Raw genomic sequence first — 14,973 nt, 5'->3', positions numbered from 1 at the left:
GCCGGCGTCGCCTCGGCCCCGACGAAGGAGAGATACCGGATGCGCCGTAGCATCGTGATCACCGCAGCCGTCGCACTGACGCTCGGACTCGCCGCATGTGGCAGCGAGTCGGAGGAGCCGGAGGAGTCCACGCCCGAGGCCACGCAGGACTCCGCGGGGCCCACCGCCGCCGAGGGCGGCTCCCTCACCATCTGGGTCGACGACACCCGCGAGGCGGCCGTCGCCGCCGCAGCCGAGGCCTTCGAGGCCGAGACGGGAACCACCGTCGAGCTCGTCCAGAAGAACTTCGACGACATCCGCCCCGACTTCCTCGCCCAGGTCCCCACCGGCGAGGGCCCGGACATCACCGTCGGCGCCCACGACTGGCTCGGCGAGCTCACGGCCAACGGTGTCGTCGCCCCGGTCGAGCTCGGTGACAAGGCCGGCGAGTTCGAGGACGTCGCCGTCGAGGCATTCACCTACGAGGGTCAGGTCTACGGCCTGCCCTACGCGATCGAGAACATCGCCATCTACCGCAACACCGCGCTCGTGGACGAGACCCCCGCGACCTTCGACGAGATGATCGCCATGGGCGAGGAGTCCGGCGCGGAGTACCCCTTCCTCGTCCAGATCACCGAGGTCGGCGACCCGTACACGATGTACCCGTTCCAGACGTCCTTCGGGGCGCCCGTCTTCGAGATGAACGAGGACGGCAGCTACACCGCCGAGCTCGCCCTGGGCGGCGAGAACGGCAACGCCTTCGCCCAGTGGCTCGCCGAGCAGGGCGCGGCCGGCACGCTCAACACCTCCTGGGAGTACGACATCGTCGTGGAGGCCTTCGCGAACGGCGAGGCGGCCTACCTCCTCGGCGGCCCGTGGATGCTCGCCTCCTTCGAGGGCGTCGACGTCGCCGTCGACCCCATCCCGACGGCGGGCGGGGAGCCCGCGCAGCCCTTCACCGGTGTCCAGGGCTTCTACGTGAGCGCGCAGAGTGACAACGCCCTGCTCGCCACGGACTTCCTCGTCAACTACATGGCCACCGAGGAGGCGCAGATCGCGCTGTACGAGGCCGGTGACCGCACGCCGGCGCTGACTGCCGCCGCCGACACCGTCTCCGAGGACCCGGTCGCGGCCGGCTTCCGCGAGGTCGGCGCCGACGCCGTGCCCATGCCCTCCATCCCGGAGATGGGCGAGGTGTGGAACTTCTGGGGTGTCACCGAGGGGCAGATCATCTCCGGCCAGCTCGACCCGGTCGAGGGCTGGGAGAAGATGGTCTCGGACATCCAGGCCGCGATCGGCGGCTGACGCACGCGCGCGGCACGCCCGGTGACGGACGTGCCGCGCCCGCGCCGCCCCCGTCTCTTCGCCCCGGAAGGCACGCGATGTCCCAGCCCCAGGCCCCTCAGCTCTCGACGGCGGACTCGGAGCCCGAGACGCTCCACGTCCGGCGCACGCCGCACTCGCGGACGTACACGCCCGGCTTCTTCGTCAAGGTCGCGCTCATGGCGCTCGTCAACGCCCTCGGCGTGTTCATCGTCATCCAGGCGTGGGTGGCGGAGTCGTGGGCGGTGCTCGCAGTCATGGTCGCGCTCCTCGTCGCGGCCGACTACGTGTACTTCTCGCGCCGCTCGCTGCCGATGAAGTACATCCTCCCCGGGCTGGCCTTCCTCCTCGTCTTCCAGGTCTTCACCGTCGCCTACACCGGCTACGTCGCGTTCACGAACTACGGGCAGGGCCACAACTCCTCCAAGGGCGACGCGATCGAGGCGCTGCTCATCCAGAACGAGCAGCGGGTGGAGGGCTCCAGCTCCTACCCGCTCGCCGTCGTCGAGCGCGACGGCGAGCTCGGCTTCGCCGTCGTCGACGACGGCACCGTCCGCGCCGGCACCGCGGAGGAGCCGCTCGCGGGGATCGACGGCGCCGTCGTCACCGACGGGGCCGTCGCGGAGGTGCCGGGCTGGGAGCTCGTCGACCGGCAGACGGTCATCACCCGCCAGACCGAGGTCGTCGAGCTGCGCGTCCCGGTGTCCGACGACGCCGAGCAGGGCTCGATCCGCACCCAGGACGGCCGCAACGGCTTCGTCTACCGCTCGGTCCTCGAGTACGACGAGGCAGCGGACACGATGACCAACCTCGAGACCGGCGCCGTCTACCGCCCGAACGACACGGGGCAGTTCGAGGCGGAGGACGGCTCCACCCTCAACGTCGGCTGGCGCGTGCCGGTGGGCCTGGACAACTTCACCACGGCCTTCGGTGACTCGCGGTACGCGGAGCCCTTCCTCCAGGTGCTCGTGTGGACCTTCGCCTTCGCGATCCTCACCGTGGGCCTGACCTTTTTCCTCGGCCTGTTCTTCGCGCTCGTCCTCAACGACGAGCGGGTCCGGGGGCGCAAGGTCATGCGGGCGCTGCTCATCCTGCCCTACGCCTTCCCCGCGCTCATGTCCTACCTGCTGTGGCGCGGCATGCTCAACACCGACTTCGGCTTCGTCAACCAGGTGCTCCTCGGGGGGGCGGAGGTGCCGTGGCTGACCAACGAGTGGCTCGCCCGCGCCGTCGTCCTCGGTGTCCAGCTGTGGGTGGGCTTCCCCTACATGTTCCTCATCACGACCGGTGCGCTGCAGTCGATCCCCAGCGACGTCATGGAGGCTGCCCGCATCGACGGCGCCGGGCGGCTGCGGATCTTCCGCTCGCTCACCCTGCCGCTGCTGTTCATCGCGGTCGCCCCGCTCCTCATCTCGTCCTTTGCCTTCAACTTCAACAACTTCAACGGCATCGAGATGCTCACCGAGGGCGGGCCACGCTTCCAGGACACCTCGGTGCCCGTGGGCGCGACCGACATCCTCATCACGATGGTCTACTCGATCTCCGGGCTCGACGGCCGGGCGGCGACCAACTACGGGCTCGCCTCGGCGCTGTCCCTCGTCATCTTCCTCATCGTCGCGACGATCTCGGCGATCACCTTCCGCAAGACCCAGGCGCTGGAGGACATCAGCTGACATGGCCACCACGACCGTCCCCGCCGGGCGCACCGCCGCCCCGCAGCACCGCCTCAGCCGCCGACGTTGGTGGAGCGAGGTCGGCTGGCGCTACGTCGTCGCCGTCGTCGCGATCGTCTACGCCGTCTGGCCCATCGTCTACATCGTCTCGGCCTCGCTCGCCGAGCGCGGCACCCTCACCGGCTCCAACGCGCTCTTCGCCGATGTCAGCCCGGCCAACTACGGCAAGCTCGGCGACACCTACTTCTGGACCTGGCTCGCCAACACCCTCGTCATCGCGTCGACGACGGCGGTCGGCACGGTCCTCATGGGCGCGGCGGCCGCGTACGCCTTCTCCCGCTTCCGCTTCCGCGGGCGCCGCGGCGGGCTCATCGCCCTCCTCATCGTCCAGATGTTCCCGCAGCTGCTCGCCTTTGTCGCGATCTTCCTGCTGCTGCTCGTCCTGGGCGAGGTCACCCCGGTGCTCGGGCTCAACTCCCGGGTCGCGCTCATCATGGTCTACCTCGGCGGGGCGCTGGGCGTGAACACCTTCCTCATGTACGGCTTCTTCAACACCGTGCCACGGGAGCTGGACGAGGCCGCGAAGATCGACGGCGCCACCCACGCGCAGACCTACTGGACGATCATCCTGCGCCTCGTCGCACCGATCCTCGCCGTCGTCGCGCTCCTGTCCTTCATCTCGAGCTTCTCCGACTTCCTCCTCGCCAAGCTCATCCTGCAGTCGGAGTCGAAGTGGACGTTGGCGGTGGGTCTCTACGGGTGGGTCTCGGACCAGCTCTCGGCGAACTGGGGACTCTTCGCGGCCGGCGCGACGATCGGCGCGATCCCGATCGTGCTCATCTTCCTCTTCCTCCAGCGCTACATCGTCTCCGGCCTCACCGCCGGGTCCGTCAAGGGCTGAGCGGCCTCAGCGGCGGACGCGGGGGTCGTTCTCCCGCGGCTGCGGCTCCAGCCACTGCCACACGGCGGTGCGGGGCGGCAGGAGGAGACGGCCGTCAGGCCTCTCGGTGAGCGGACCCGAGGACAGCAGCACCTCACGCTCGGGAGACAGGGGGACGTCGTCGTCGCCGACGTTGACGACGACGAGCACCTCCCCGCTGAGGAAGGCGAGCACTGTGTCCGGCACGGGTCCGCCGAGCTCATCGACCCAGGCGAGCGGCGCGAGGCCCAGCCGGTGGTCCCCGCGCAGGCGCAGGGCGGCGCGGACGATCTCGAAGGACGAGCCCGTCTGCCCGCGCTGCTCCTCCTTGAGCCGGGCGGCCAGCGTGAGGCGCTCCGGCTCGGGCTGCTGGGTGGTCTTGACCGGCATGCCGAGCTCGATGCCCTGGCGCAGGTAGACCGCTCCCGGCATGGCGAGGACGACCAGAGCCGTGGCCAGCGCGAGCTCGGGGGAGCCGGCCTCGAGGACGTCGGGGACCAGCCAGGCGCCGGCGCTGCCGAGCGCGTCGCGGATGCGCAGGCTCTCCGTCACCGACTCCCTGACCAGTGCGGGGTCGCCGACATCGAGGAGGTCGGCGTCGACGAGGTGGTGCAGCCAGTCCTCGTGGAGCATGTCCGCCACCCGCGACTGGGTGGCGGGGCTGAGCCGGGTGGAGAGGATCGGGTCCTCGTCGCGGGCGTGCTCGGCGAGCACGGCGTGCAGCTCGCGGTAGCGCGCGTGGGAGACCGGCTCGGACTCGGTGACCGGTCCGAGGTCGAGGCCGTCGGCGCCGCGGCTGAGCCAGTAGCGGGCGCACGCCTCCTCACGCGGGTCGAGCGGGTCGATGCGCAGAACCACGCGCAGGCCCGTGCGGTGGGCGCGGGTGAGGAGGCCGACGACGGCGTCGATGGCCTCCTCCGGCGCCTCGCCCGGCAGGGGAGGGCAGCCGATGCGCACGGCCTGGACGCCGAGACGGGAGACCGCGCGGATCTGCTCGACGCGCTCGGCGACCTCCGTGAGGGTGGTCGTGCCACTCACCAGGGGCGGCTCGTTGACGTAGACGACGGCGGAGCGCCACCACTCCGGTGAGCCGACGGGGGCGCGGTGGACCAGGCGGGTGGTCACCGTCCCCGTCGTGGCGGCCGTCGTTGGCGCGCTGGGTACGGGGTCGGTCATGGCGTCATTGTGGCACCAACGGCGGGGGCGGGAGGCGCTGACGGGCGGCCCAGTCGGGCCGGAGGACGGACATGAGGACCTGGTCGACGCGCGCGCCGTCGTAGCGCAGCGCCTCGCGCTCGCGGCCCTCGACGACGAAGCCCGCCTTCTCGTACACGCGCTGGGCGCGGGGGTTGAAGGCGTACACGCCGAGTGAGACCCGGTGGAGGGGGAGGCGGGTGAAGGCGTGGTCGAGGAGCAGACGGGTGGCCTCGCTGCCCAGGCCGCGGTCGCGGCCGCGCGGGCCGAGGAGGATGCGGAAGTTGCACGACTCGTTGCCAGGGTCCCAGTCGTTGAGGACGACCTCGCCCACCCAGGTGCCCGAGGCCCTGTCCACGACCATGAGGTCGAGGCGGTCCTCGCGGGCCGCGAGGCCGGAGTACCAGTCGTGCAACTGGGCGGGGTCCTGCTCCGCGGCGCGGGCCTCCTCGTCGCTGTGGACGCTGCCGGTGAGGCGCAGCAGCTCCGGGTCGGCGAGTGCCTCGAGGATGTGCGGCAGGTCCGCGTCGCGGTAGGGGCGCAGGGTGGTGAGGGTGCCGGTGAGGACGGGCTTGTGCGCCCAGGGTGAGGGGGCCACGGCGCTACCCGAGGTCCGCGCTGAGCCAGCGCTCGGGCTGCATCTCGATGACGACGTGGTCGACCAGCTCGCGGCGCGCCATCGCGAGGTAGCCCTCGGCGGCCTCCCCGGACAGGTAGCGGTAGGTCATCTCGACGAGGTGCTCGTCGGTCTGCGGGAGCACGCCGGTCACCGGTCCCTCGACGGAGACGTACCGGACGGTGGGGGTGACGCGCTCGGCCATGAGGCTGAAGCGGCCGGCGGCCTCGACGAGGCGGGCCTTGCGTGACTGCCCGCCGGTGAGCACCCACAGCCGCCCGCCGGGCGTGTACTGGTACCAGATCGGCACGACGAGCGGCGCCCGGCCCGGCTCGGCCGCCACGGACAGCGCACCGATGTGCGGCTCGGCCAGGAACTGCTCACGGTCCTCACGGGTCAGTGCCATGGCCCCACGCTAGTGCGGGGGTCCGACACCGGGTGGATGAGCACCGCGTTGCCGCCGATCCGCCATAGGCTCGGGCTCGTGGAGGACTTGTACGCGCCGTACCGCGATGCCGACCGTGAGCGCTGGTGGCAGGAGGAGCCGAAGAACCCCAACCGCTCCGCCTTCGAGAGGGACCGCGCCCGCGTGGTCCACTCCTCGGCGCTGCGGCGTCTCGGCGCGAAGACGCAGGTGCTGGGGCCCTCGAGCGACGACTTCGTCCGCACGCGGCTCACCCACTCCCTCGAGGTGGCGCAGGTGGGCCGCGAGCTCGGCAAGACGCTGGGCTGCGATCCCGACGTCGTCGACACCGCGTGCCTGGCCCACGACCTCGGCCACCCGCCGTTCGGGCACAACGGGGAGCGGGCGCTGGACGAGGCGGCCGCGGACATCGGCGGCTTCGAGGGCAACGCCCAGACGCTGCGGCTGCTCACCCGCCTCGAGCCCAAGGCCTTCACCGCGGACGGCAGCCCCGTGGGGCTCAACCTCACCCGCGCGAGCCTGGACGCCGCCACGAAGTACCCCTGGCCGGTGGAGGAGGCGCCGAAGAAGCCGGGCGGGCGCCCCTCGCGCAAGTTCGGTGTCTACGCCGACGACCTGCCCGTCTTCACCTGGATGCGACAGGGCGCTCCGGACCGGCGCCTGTCGATCGAGGGGCAGGTCATGGACCTGGCCGACGACATCTCCTACTCGGTGCACGACGTCGAGGACGCCGTCGTCGGGGGACGCATCGACCTCGCGGTGCTGCGCCGGACGGAGCAGCAGGCGGCCGTCGTCGTCCAGACCCGCCAGTGGTACAACCCGCCCGTGTCCGACGACGTGCTCGGCGCGGCCCTCGAGCGTCTCGTCGCGCTGCCGGTGTGGCTGGAGACGTGGAGCGAGAGCCGGCGCGACCGCGCAGCGCTCAAGGACATGACGAGCCAGCTCATCGGCCGCTTCTGCAACGCCGCCCACGACGCCACCCGCGAGCGCTTCGGGGACGGCCCGCTCACGCGCTACGGCGCGGACCTCGTCGTCCCCGACGACACGCTCGCGGAGATCGTCGTCCTCAAGGGCGTCACCGCGCACTACGTCATGGCGCCGCGGGAGAGCGAGCCGGTCTACCAGCGGCAGCGGACGATGCTCACGCAGCTCACCGGGGCGCTCCTCGCGGCCGGGCCGGGCGAGCTCGAGCCGACCTTCGTCGCGGACTGGGAGGAGGCGGAGGACGACGGCGCCCGGCTGCGTGTCGTCGTCGACCAGGTCGCCTCCCTCACCGACACCAGCGCCCAGGCTTGGCACCAGCGCCTCTGCGGGAGCGCGGACCGGTAGCCGAGCCGGCCGGCCGGACGCTCAGCGGCGGTGCAGCAAGCCCGCCAGCGGGCGTTGCTGCTCGCCCTGTTGCGCGGTGAGGACGACGAGGGCGCCGGTGAGCCCGGGTGTCATCCACTGCAGCGTGCGGAGCCGGCGCTGTGCCCGCTTGAGCTTGGCCGACGCGCCCGCGCGCGGCTCGGTCACCCCGTGGGTCCCCTCGTCGGCGAGCTTGGCGACCTTCCTGCCGAGCAGGCCGCTGTAGGCGGTGCTGAGGATGGCGGCGCCGGTGACCGCGGTCTTGAGCGCCGTGTTCGCCTGCGTCTCGGGCTGCTTGGACAGGCGTACCTTGTTGCCGGCGAGAAGTCCGAGTCCGCCGTAGACGTGTGCGGCGATGGCGATGGCGTTGACCGGTGCCCACCGGGCCCAGCCCGCTGAGGACAAGGTGAGCCGCTCGCGGGGGTTCTCGGCCTCAGCGGCGGCGCCGTTGAGCCCGATGGCGCCCATCAGCGAGCCGCCGAACCATGCGGCGAGCCCGACGTCGTGCAGGCTGCGTACGAGTGTGTTCTGTTGAGACATCCCATGCTCCGTCGCTCGTTGCCATCAGGAGAGTCGAGTCTCTCGCCCCCAGGCCCCGAGCGCGCGGCGGGACGGCCTCGGGCGCCGCGCGAGCACCTACACTCGGGGCGTGGCAGGGCTGATCAAGCGGGAGGACATCGCGACCGTCCGTGAGCGTGCCCGCATCGAGGAGGTCGTGGGCGCGCACGTGACGCTCCGCCAGGCCGGCGTCGGCTCGATGAAGGGTCTGTGCCCCTTCCACGACGAGCGCACACCGAGCTTCCACGTCCGTCCCCAGCTCGGCCTGTGGCACTGCTTCGGCTGCGACGAGGGCGGCGACGTCATCTCCTTCGTCCAGAAGATCGACGGCCTCACCTTCGCCGAGGCCGTCGAGCACCTCGCCGGGCGCACCGGCATCCAGCTGCGCTACGAGGACGGCCGGCCGGCCCGCCCGGGCGGTGACCACGGCCGCCGCCAGCGCCTCATCGACGCCCACCGCGTGGCCGAGGAGTTCTTCCGCGAGCAGCTGCTCACCCCGCAGGCGCAGATCGGACGCCGCTTCCTCGCGGAGCGCAGCTTCGACGAGCAGGCCGCAGCCACCTTCGGGGTCGGCTTCGCCCCCCAGGGCTGGGACGGCCTGCTGCGCCACCTGCGCGGCCGCGGCTTCACCGAGCCCGAGCTCATTGCCTCCGGGCTCGTCAGCCAGGGCAACCGCGGCGTCTACGACCGCTTCCGCGGCCGGCTCGTGTGGCCGATCCGCGACGTCACCGGGGACACGATCGGCTTCGGCGCGCGCCGCCTGTCCGAGGACGACCAGGGGCCCAAGTACCTCAACACCCCCGAGACGCCGATCTACAAGAAGTCCTCCGTCCTCTACGGCATCGACCTCGCCAAGCGGGCGATCGCCAAGGACAAGCGGGTTGTCGTCGTCGAGGGCTACACCGACGTCATGGCCGCCCACCTCTCGGGCGTGGGGACGGCGATCGCCACCTGCGGCACCGCCTTCGGCCCCGACCACGTGCGCATCGTGCGCCGGCTGCTCGGGGACAGCGGTGACGCCGCGTCCGGCGTCATGCTCTCCTCCGGCGCCACGCGCGGCGGGGAGGTCATCTTCACCTTCGACGGCGATGAGGCCGGCCAGAAGGCGGCGCTGCGGGCCTTCGGCGAGGACCAGAAGTTCGCCTCGCAGACCTTCGTCGCCGTCGAGCCCAGCGGCATGGACCCGTGCGACCTGCGCCAGCAGCGGGGCGAGGCGGCCGTCCGCAGCCTCGTCGACAGCCGGGAGCCGCTCTTCGCCTTTGCCATCCGCTCGGCGCTGCGGCGCGTGGACCTCAACACCGCCGAGGGGCGAGTGTCCGGGCTGCGGTCCGCCGCGCCCGTCGTCGCCGGCATCCGCGACCGCGCCCTGCGCGCCGAGTACGCCCGCGAGCTGGCCGGCTGGCTGGGGATGGACGAGGTCGCGGTGCGTCGCGCCGTCGGCCAGGCCGAACGCAGCGGCGGGGGCGCCGCCGAGGCCCCGCAGCGTGGGCGCGGTGAGCAGGGCGGGCGCTACAGCGGCTCCTCACGCGGCAACGACGGCGGACGGCACCCGGCCGAGTCCTCCTCCGCCCGGCAGGCGAACCGTCCGGGCCGCGAGGACCCGGTGGCACGCCTCGAGCGACAGGTGCTCGAGGTCGTCCTCCAGCTGCCGCACCTGGCGCTGGGTTCCGGCTTCGACGACCTCCCGCCGGACACCTTCACCGTCCCGGCCTACCGCGGCGTCCACGACGCGATCCGCGCGGCCGGCGGGACCCGGGCCTACGGGGCCGAGCTCGACCGTGCGAGCCAGGAGCGTGGCCGCGCCGACGGTGAGCGTCACGCCGCCAGCTGGTGGACCGAGACGCTGCGGGAGAACGCCGTCGGGCCCGTCGCCGGCGTCATCACCGAGCTTGCGGTCGCGCCGCTGCCCGAGGACCGGCCCGAGGCGCTGGGCAACTACGCCCGCGGCGTCCTCACGTCCCTCATCCAGATGGGGCTGACCCGGCAGATCGCCGACCTCAAGGGCCGCCTCCAGCGGACGCCGCCGGACAGCGAGGAGGCGGTGGCGCTCTTCGGCGAGCTCGTCGCCATGGAGAGCCGGCGCCGCGCCCTGCGCGAGGACAGCTGAGCTCAGCCGAGCCAGCCGCGCTCGACGTCGACGACGAGCGCCCGGTGGTCGGAGAGACCGGTGGCCACGGACCGGGCCTCGGCGGCGCGGACCGCCCCCTCGGCGAGGATGTGGTCGATCTGCCGGTCGGGCTGGGAGACGGGGAAGGTGAGGGCGTCGGCCAGGGACCGCCAGCCGGTGACGACGGTGGGGCGCGAGCCCGCCATGTTGAGGTCCCCCATGAGGACCGCGGGGCGCGGCATCTCGGCGAGGGAGGCGACGAGCCGCTCGAGCTGGACCGTCGCCCAGTCGGGGATGAAGGTGAGGTGGGTGGAGACCGCCGTCATCTGCCCCTCGGGCGTCTCGACGACGGCGACGACGGCGACGCGCGGTTCGTCCGTCACCATGGTCGGCTCCTCCGCGCCGTCGAAGACGACCGGTACCGGGCCCTGCATGGCCTCGAGCGGGATGACGGTCCACGAGCGGACCGGCCAGCGCGACAGGAGCGCGACGCCGTAGCTCGCCGTGCCCGGCTGGAGGTCGCCGGTGGCGGCCGACCACGTCGTCGGAAGCCCCGCGAGGGTGGCGGCGAAGCGGTGGTCGACGGCGCCCATCGCCTCGGCAGCGATCGTCGTGAGGTCGGCGCCGTGGGAACGGGGCTGGTCGCGGTCCACCTCCTGGAGGGCGAGGACGTCGGCGTCCAGGGCGCGGACCGCGCGGGCGTACCGGTCCAGGTCCACCGCGTCGTCGACGAGGGAGCGTCCGTGCAGGATGTTGAAGGTGGCCAGGCGCATGACCTCGATTGTGGTTCTCGCGGTGCAGGAGCGCACACCCTCGTGTAGACCCGTGCCATGGCAGACGAGGAACGAGAGGCGCTGCACGACGCCCTGCGGATGGCGGCCGTGGCGCTGACGGAGGCCGACATCCCCTTCGCGCTGTGCGGCAGCTACGCCGCCTGGGTGCGCGGTGCGCCGGAGCCGGAGCACGACGCGGACTTCGTCATCAAGGAGGAGCACATCGACCAGGCGCGGGCCGCGATCGGCGCGGCGGGCCTCGACGTCCACGAGCCGCCGGAGAACTGGCTGTTCAAGGCGTACCACAAGGGCCAGCTCGTCGACGTGCTCTACCGGATGTCCGGGGAGCCGGTGCATGACGAGCTCTTCGAGCGGGCCGACATGCTCGAGGTGCTGGCCGTGCGCATGCCGGTGCTCAGCGCCACCGACGTGCTGTCCTCCAAGCTGCGGGTGCTGGGGGAGCACTACTGCGACTTCGGGCGGCTGCTGCCCTTCACCCGCGCGCTGCGGGAGCAGATCGACTGGGAGCGCGTGCGCGACGAGGTGTCCTACAGCCCCTACGCGCGGGCGTTCCTCCAGCTGGTGGAGGACCTGCAGATCGTCGAGCCGGCGAGGCCCAGCTGAGGCAGGCCCGTCAGGGCTGCTGCGCGAGGCGGCTGAGCTCGGCGGGGGAGAGCGGGCGCTCGTAGGGGTCGGGGCGCGGGTCGGGCAGGTCGGGGGAGGCCCAGGCGAGGAGGCGCAGGAAGTGCTCCTCGTCGTCGGGGCTGGTGAGCGGCGCAGGCGCGCCGAGCTCGGCGAGGCAGTCGGCGATGGCCGGGTCGGCGCCCGGGTCGCCCAGCGGGAGGAAGAAGGCCGACCACGCGGCGAGGAAGCCGCCGAGGCTGGTGCCGAGGACCGCGAGGTCCGGTTCGCCCGACGGCGAGCCCATCATCACGACGAGGGTGCGACGTGCCTCCGGAACCACCCAGACGCCGATCACCTCCTCCGCGCCGTTGTCCCCGAGGACGAGCAACTCCTCGGGCACCGGCCAGTCCCACTCCCGCAGCTGCCGGGACGCGGTGGTGACGCCTCGGTGCTCCGGGCCGACGAGCGGGTGGAGGACCAGGTCCCCGGACGCGAGTGACATCCCGTCGGCCGCGGCCCAGAGGTCTTGGACCTCCTGCGGCAACGGGAACCCGAGTCCGGACTGCGCCCGAGCGACGAGAGCCTCGTCCGCGGGCTCGCCGAAGTTGACGTGGGCACCGGCGGCGCGCCAGGCGCGGAGCACGCGCGGGATGTCGGGTGCGGTCATGGCAGCAGTGTGCCGGAGGAGGCGAAGCTGTCTGAGGTGCCGCACCCGGTGTCTGCGCCCTCCGGAAGAGGTTCTGTCCCGGTGTGTCCCGAAATGTCGCCTTGGACCGCGGTCCGCTGCAGTGCGGTACGCCACATTTGGCCTCTCCTACTTCCGGAGGAGGGCGATCTGCTACTAATGTAGGACTGCACCGCCCCGGACCACGGGTTCCTCCTTCTCCCCCCAGAGGTAGGGACGCCGCCCGGGGCGGTGCCTACATGTGCGGGCGCCGGCAGTGCGGTTCGCGCGGTACCGGGCCGAGCTGCGGGAGAGCCGACCTACAGGTACTCCTCCGTGTCGCCGTCGTCCTCGATGGCCACACGGAGCCGCGCCTGCTGGAACTCGTGCCGTGCCGTGACGACGTCATGCCAGGACGACCAGCGCGTGGTGCTCGTCTCCGGTGTTGTCGGGGTGATCGTGTGCTTGCCCATGGGCGCCCTCCCGTTGGGTGCCGACGCCACCGCCCGTGGCGCCGATCAACAGCTGGCTACAACGTAACCCGGGCTGGGATGCGATATGGCGGACCTGCGGCGAAGCCGTGCTTGCGCATGAGGGAGGAGGCCTCCTAAAGGAGGATGCACTCCTCAGGGTTCGGCGGTGGGCGCCGATAGGCCAGGGTGCGGCGCCGTCTCGCAGCCCTGAGTCCGAGGCTCCCCCCGGCCGACCGACCCGAGCGGGACGGCGCCCGTCCACCGGAGACGTGCGCCGATGTGCCCGCGGCCGGTGCCCCAGGTGGGGCTTGAACCCACGACCGACGGATTATGAGTCCGCTGCTCTGACCGGCTGAGCTACTGGGGCGCGGGGCGGCAGGGGCCGCCACGGCCCGGCAATCCTAACGGCAGGCGGTCGGGATACCGTGAGGACGTGCCGATCTTCCGTCGCTCCGCCCGCCTGCCCGACGCCGTCGCCGCGCACCTGCCCAAGGGTGACCGGCCGCTCGCCTTCGCCGCGATGACCAACGGGTCCTACGCCGTCGTCGTCCGTGACGCGCTGATCGTCGTGGGTGAGGACGGGCTCGGTCAGCGCACGGCGTGGCACGAGATCGAGAACGGCTCCTGGGACGGGGAGACCCGGACGTTCACGATCACGTGGGCCGACCGGGAGCGCCCGGACGAGCCGCTCGTCCTGGAGTCGGACGAGGTCGAGGTCTTCACCTCGACGCTCCGCGAGCGGGTGCAGTCCTCCGTGGTCCACCACGAGACCGTGGAGGTGGGGGGCACCCGGGTGCGCGCCATCGTCCGCCGCCGCGAGGACGGGAGTCTGTACTCCCAGGTCACGGCCTTCGGGCCGCTGCCCCGTGGCGAGGACGCCGACCGTGAGATCGACGCGCTCGAGCGCCGGGTCCGCGAGGCCGTCGGCCTCACCGGCTGAAGTGCGGCCCAACTCACAGCCGGGGCGCCCGCGGGCGGCTCCCGGACCACTCCGCCGTCCTGTTAGAGTCGAGCCCGCACGATCCCGCGTAGCTCAATTGGCAGAGCATCCGACTGTTAATCGGACGGTTACTGGTTCGAGTCCAGTCGCGGGAGCAGGCGAGGCCCGGCACCGCAACGGTTCCGGGCCTTTGTGTTTTCCGGGACTCCGCTGCGCTCGCGCACGGCCGGCCCGGCGCGCACCATGGCTGGGCCGCACGCGGGAGCGACGACCTCGCCGCGAGGACCCCACACCCACCCACCGGGAGGCACGCGCATGACCCAGATCCCCACCGTCACGCTCAACACCGGCACGACGATGCCCATCCTCGGCTTCGGCGTCTTCCAGGTGCCGCCGGAGGAGACCGAGAAGGTCGTCACCGACGCGCTCGCCGCCGGCTACCGCCATCTCGACACCGCGGCCGGCTACCGCAACGAGGACGCCGTCGGGCGCGCGATCGCCGCCAGTGGCATCCCCCGCGAGGACCTCTTCGTCACGACCAAGCTGTGGAACCACGACGGCGGGGAGGAGGGCACTCGCCGCGCCTTCGAGGCGTCCCTGGAGAAGCTCGGGCTCGACCACGTCGACCTCTACCTCATCCACCAGCCCTTCGGTGACTACTACTCCTTTTGGCGCGCGATGTCCGGGCTCCACCGTGAGGGCGCGGCCAAGGCGATCGGCGTCTCGAACTTCTTCCCCGACCGCCTCGTCGACCTCGTCCAGCACACCGACGTCGTCCCGGCGGTCAACCAGATCGAGACCCACCCCTTCTACCAGCGCACCGCCGACCAGGAGGTCATGGCCGGCCTCGGCGTGCAGATCGAGTCGTGGGGACCGCTGGCCGAGGGGAAGAACGACATCTTCTCCAACCCCACGCTCACGTCGATCGGGGAGGCGCACGGCAAGTCCGTCGCGCCGGTCGCGCTGCGCTGGCTCGTCCAGCGCGACGTCGTCGTCATCCCCAAGTCCGTGCGCCCGGAGCGGATGGCGGAGAACATCGACATCGTCGACTTCGAGCTGAGCGAGGAGGAGATGGGCCGGATCGCCGAGCTCGAGACCGGCCGCTCCGTCGCTCTGGACCACCACGACCCGGAGGTCGCCAAGAAGCTGGGCAGCGTCCGGCTCGACTGACCCGTGCGCCCGGCGTTCCGCCGTCGTCGCATGAGGACAACGGCGGAGCGGCGGCTCGGGCCCTGGTAGCATCGTCCCCGCAATCCCGCGTAGCTCAACGGCAGAGCATCCGACTGTTAATCGGACGGTTGCTGGTTCGAATCCAGCCGCGGGAGCCACAGAAGGGCCCCGCCAGGCAGCTGCCTGGCG

The 14,973-nt window shown here is 72.1% G+C and carries 15 protein-coding genes and 3 tRNA genes; 10 read left to right on the top strand and 8 right to left on the bottom strand.

The genetic code is table 11. The annotated features are described in order from the left end of the window. Positions 1-39: 39 nt before the first annotated feature. The 3 genes from M3148_RS01075 to M3148_RS01065 all read left to right on the top strand — a co-directional run bounded on the left by M3148_RS01075 (position 40) and on the right by M3148_RS01065 (position 3,876). Positions 40-1,284, top strand: coding sequence for a sugar ABC transporter substrate-binding protein (locus tag M3148_RS01075; RefSeq protein WP_251302796.1), 1,245 nt, complete (start codon positions 40-42; stop codon positions 1,282-1,284). 77 nt (positions 1,285-1,361) lie between these two features. Further along, the gene (locus M3148_RS01070; protein WP_251302795.1) at positions 1,362-2,975 is read left to right on the top strand and encodes an ABC transporter permease subunit; all 1,614 of its coding nucleotides are present in this window, start codon (positions 1,362-1,364) and stop codon (positions 2,973-2,975) included. A 1-nt stretch (position 2,976) separates the two neighbouring features. After that, positions 2,977-3,876: a sugar ABC transporter permease gene (locus tag M3148_RS01065; RefSeq protein ID WP_251302794.1), complete on the top strand. Its 900-nt coding sequence runs from the start codon at positions 2,977-2,979 to the stop codon at positions 3,874-3,876. A 6-nt stretch (positions 3,877-3,882) separates the two neighbouring features. On the opposite strand, the gene M3148_RS01060 is transcribed toward M3148_RS01065, so the two are convergent. The 3 genes from M3148_RS01060 to M3148_RS01050 are packed head-to-tail and all read right to left on the bottom strand — an operon-like array spanning position 3,883 to position 6,110. After that, complete coding sequence (locus tag M3148_RS01060) at positions 3,883-5,070, bottom strand: DUF3459 domain-containing protein (protein WP_251302793.1); 1,188 nt, start codon at positions 5,068-5,070, stop codon at positions 3,883-3,885. A 4-nt stretch (positions 5,071-5,074) separates the two neighbouring features. Continuing rightward, a complete protein-coding gene (locus M3148_RS01055) occupies positions 5,075-5,686 on the bottom strand; it encodes a GNAT family N-acetyltransferase (RefSeq protein WP_251302792.1) in 612 nt (203 codons plus the stop codon). 4 nt (positions 5,687-5,690) lie between these two features. Beyond that, complete coding sequence (locus M3148_RS01050; protein WP_251302791.1) at positions 5,691-6,110, bottom strand: pyridoxamine 5'-phosphate oxidase family protein; 420 nt, start codon at positions 6,108-6,110, stop codon at positions 5,691-5,693. A 78-nt stretch (positions 6,111-6,188) separates the two neighbouring features. Between M3148_RS01050 and M3148_RS01045 the strand changes: the two genes are divergently transcribed. Continuing rightward, the gene (locus M3148_RS01045; protein ID WP_440136880.1) at positions 6,189-7,457 is read left to right on the top strand and encodes a deoxyguanosinetriphosphate triphosphohydrolase; all 1,269 of its coding nucleotides are present in this window, start codon (positions 6,189-6,191) and stop codon (positions 7,455-7,457) included. A 21-nt stretch (positions 7,458-7,478) separates the two neighbouring features. On the opposite strand, the gene M3148_RS01040 is transcribed toward M3148_RS01045, so the two are convergent. Beyond that, the gene (locus M3148_RS01040) at positions 7,479-8,015 is read right to left on the bottom strand and encodes a hypothetical protein (RefSeq protein WP_251302790.1); all 537 of its coding nucleotides are present in this window, start codon (positions 8,013-8,015) and stop codon (positions 7,479-7,481) included. Between the two features lie 109 nt (positions 8,016-8,124). Here M3148_RS01040 and dnaG point away from each other — a divergent pair, with 109 nt between their 5' ends. Further along, entirely contained in the window at positions 8,125-10,140 is a 2,016-nt protein-coding gene (dnaG, locus tag M3148_RS01035) for a DNA primase (RefSeq protein ID WP_251302789.1), read from the top strand. A gap of 2 nt (positions 10,141-10,142) precedes the next feature. Here dnaG and M3148_RS01030 read toward each other — a convergent pair whose 3' ends face one another. Further along, positions 10,143-10,913, bottom strand: coding sequence for an endonuclease/exonuclease/phosphatase family protein (locus M3148_RS01030; RefSeq protein WP_251302788.1), 771 nt, complete (start codon positions 10,911-10,913; stop codon positions 10,143-10,145). Between the two features lie 57 nt (positions 10,914-10,970). Between M3148_RS01030 and M3148_RS01025 the strand changes: the two genes are divergently transcribed. Then, a complete protein-coding gene (locus M3148_RS01025; protein ID WP_251302787.1) occupies positions 10,971-11,537 on the top strand; it encodes a nucleotidyltransferase family protein in 567 nt (188 codons plus the stop codon). A gap of 10 nt (positions 11,538-11,547) precedes the next feature. On the opposite strand, the gene M3148_RS01020 is transcribed toward M3148_RS01025, so the two are convergent. The 3 genes from M3148_RS01020 to M3148_RS01010 all read right to left on the bottom strand — a co-directional run bounded on the left by M3148_RS01020 (position 11,548) and on the right by M3148_RS01010 (position 13,041). Continuing rightward, entirely contained in the window at positions 11,548-12,204 is a 657-nt protein-coding gene (locus M3148_RS01020) for an SMI1/KNR4 family protein (protein ID WP_251302786.1), read from the bottom strand. Positions 12,205-12,521: 317 nt separating this feature from the next. Then, positions 12,522-12,674 (bottom strand): hypothetical protein, encoded by a 153-nt coding sequence (locus tag M3148_RS01015; protein ID WP_251302785.1) that lies wholly within the window; start codon positions 12,672-12,674, stop codon positions 12,522-12,524. A 293-nt stretch (positions 12,675-12,967) separates the two neighbouring features. Next, positions 12,968-13,041 (bottom strand) — tRNA-Ile (locus tag M3148_RS01010). Between the two features lie 66 nt (positions 13,042-13,107). On the opposite strand from M3148_RS01010, the gene M3148_RS01005 reads away from it, so the two are divergent. The 4 genes from M3148_RS01005 (at position 13,108) to M3148_RS00990 (ending at position 14,942) form a co-directional block, all read left to right on the top strand. Beyond that, positions 13,108-13,614: a hypothetical protein gene (locus M3148_RS01005; protein WP_251302784.1), complete on the top strand. Its 507-nt coding sequence runs from the start codon at positions 13,108-13,110 to the stop codon at positions 13,612-13,614. Positions 13,615-13,696: 82 nt separating this feature from the next. Then, positions 13,697-13,769, top strand: a tRNA-Asn gene (locus tag M3148_RS01000). A 160-nt stretch (positions 13,770-13,929) separates the two neighbouring features. Further along, the gene (locus M3148_RS00995) at positions 13,930-14,784 is read left to right on the top strand and encodes an aldo/keto reductase (protein WP_251302783.1); all 855 of its coding nucleotides are present in this window, start codon (positions 13,930-13,932) and stop codon (positions 14,782-14,784) included. An 83-nt stretch (positions 14,785-14,867) separates the two neighbouring features. Next, a tRNA-Asn gene (locus M3148_RS00990) sits at positions 14,868-14,942 on the top strand. Positions 14,943-14,973: the final 31 nt, after the last annotated feature.

Source organism: Georgenia satyanarayanai (genome assembly GCF_023715365.1).
In the GTDB taxonomy this organism is placed as follows: Bacteria; Actinomycetota; Actinomycetes; order Actinomycetales; family Actinomycetaceae; genus Oceanitalea; species Oceanitalea satyanarayanai_B.
This window is presented reverse-complemented; position numbering and strand designations above follow the sequence as displayed.

What these genes read in the sequence shown, in the direction of transcription:
- M3148_RS01030 (WP_251302788.1), bottom strand. Translation starts at nt 10,913, where the DNA reads ATGCGCCTGGCCACCTTCAACATCCTGCACGGACGCTCCCTCGTCGAC.
- M3148_RS01015 (WP_251302785.1), bottom strand. Translation starts at nt 12,674, where the DNA reads ATGGGCAAGCACACGATCACCCCGACAACACCGGAGACGAGCACCACG.
- M3148_RS01020 (WP_251302786.1), bottom strand. Translation starts at nt 12,204, where the DNA reads ATGACCGCACCCGACATCCCGCGCGTGCTCCGCGCCTGGCGCGCCGCC.
- M3148_RS01025 (WP_251302787.1), top strand. Translation starts at nt 10,971, where the DNA reads ATGGCAGACGAGGAACGAGAGGCGCTGCACGACGCCCTGCGGATGGCG.
- M3148_RS01040 (WP_251302790.1), bottom strand. Translation starts at nt 8,015, where the DNA reads ATGTCTCAACAGAACACACTCGTACGCAGCCTGCACGACGTCGGGCTC.
- M3148_RS01050 (WP_251302791.1), bottom strand. Translation starts at nt 6,110, where the DNA reads ATGGCACTGACCCGTGAGGACCGTGAGCAGTTCCTGGCCGAGCCGCAC.
- M3148_RS01070 (WP_251302795.1), top strand. Translation starts at nt 1,362, where the DNA reads ATGTCCCAGCCCCAGGCCCCTCAGCTCTCGACGGCGGACTCGGAGCCC.
- M3148_RS01065 (WP_251302794.1), top strand. Translation starts at nt 2,977, where the DNA reads ATGGCCACCACGACCGTCCCCGCCGGGCGCACCGCCGCCCCGCAGCAC.
- M3148_RS00995 (WP_251302783.1), top strand. Translation starts at nt 13,930, where the DNA reads ATGACCCAGATCCCCACCGTCACGCTCAACACCGGCACGACGATGCCC.
- M3148_RS01060 (WP_251302793.1), bottom strand. Translation starts at nt 5,070, where the DNA reads ATGACCGACCCCGTACCCAGCGCGCCAACGACGGCCGCCACGACGGGG.
- M3148_RS01075 (WP_251302796.1), top strand. Translation starts at nt 40, where the DNA reads ATGCGCCGTAGCATCGTGATCACCGCAGCCGTCGCACTGACGCTCGGA.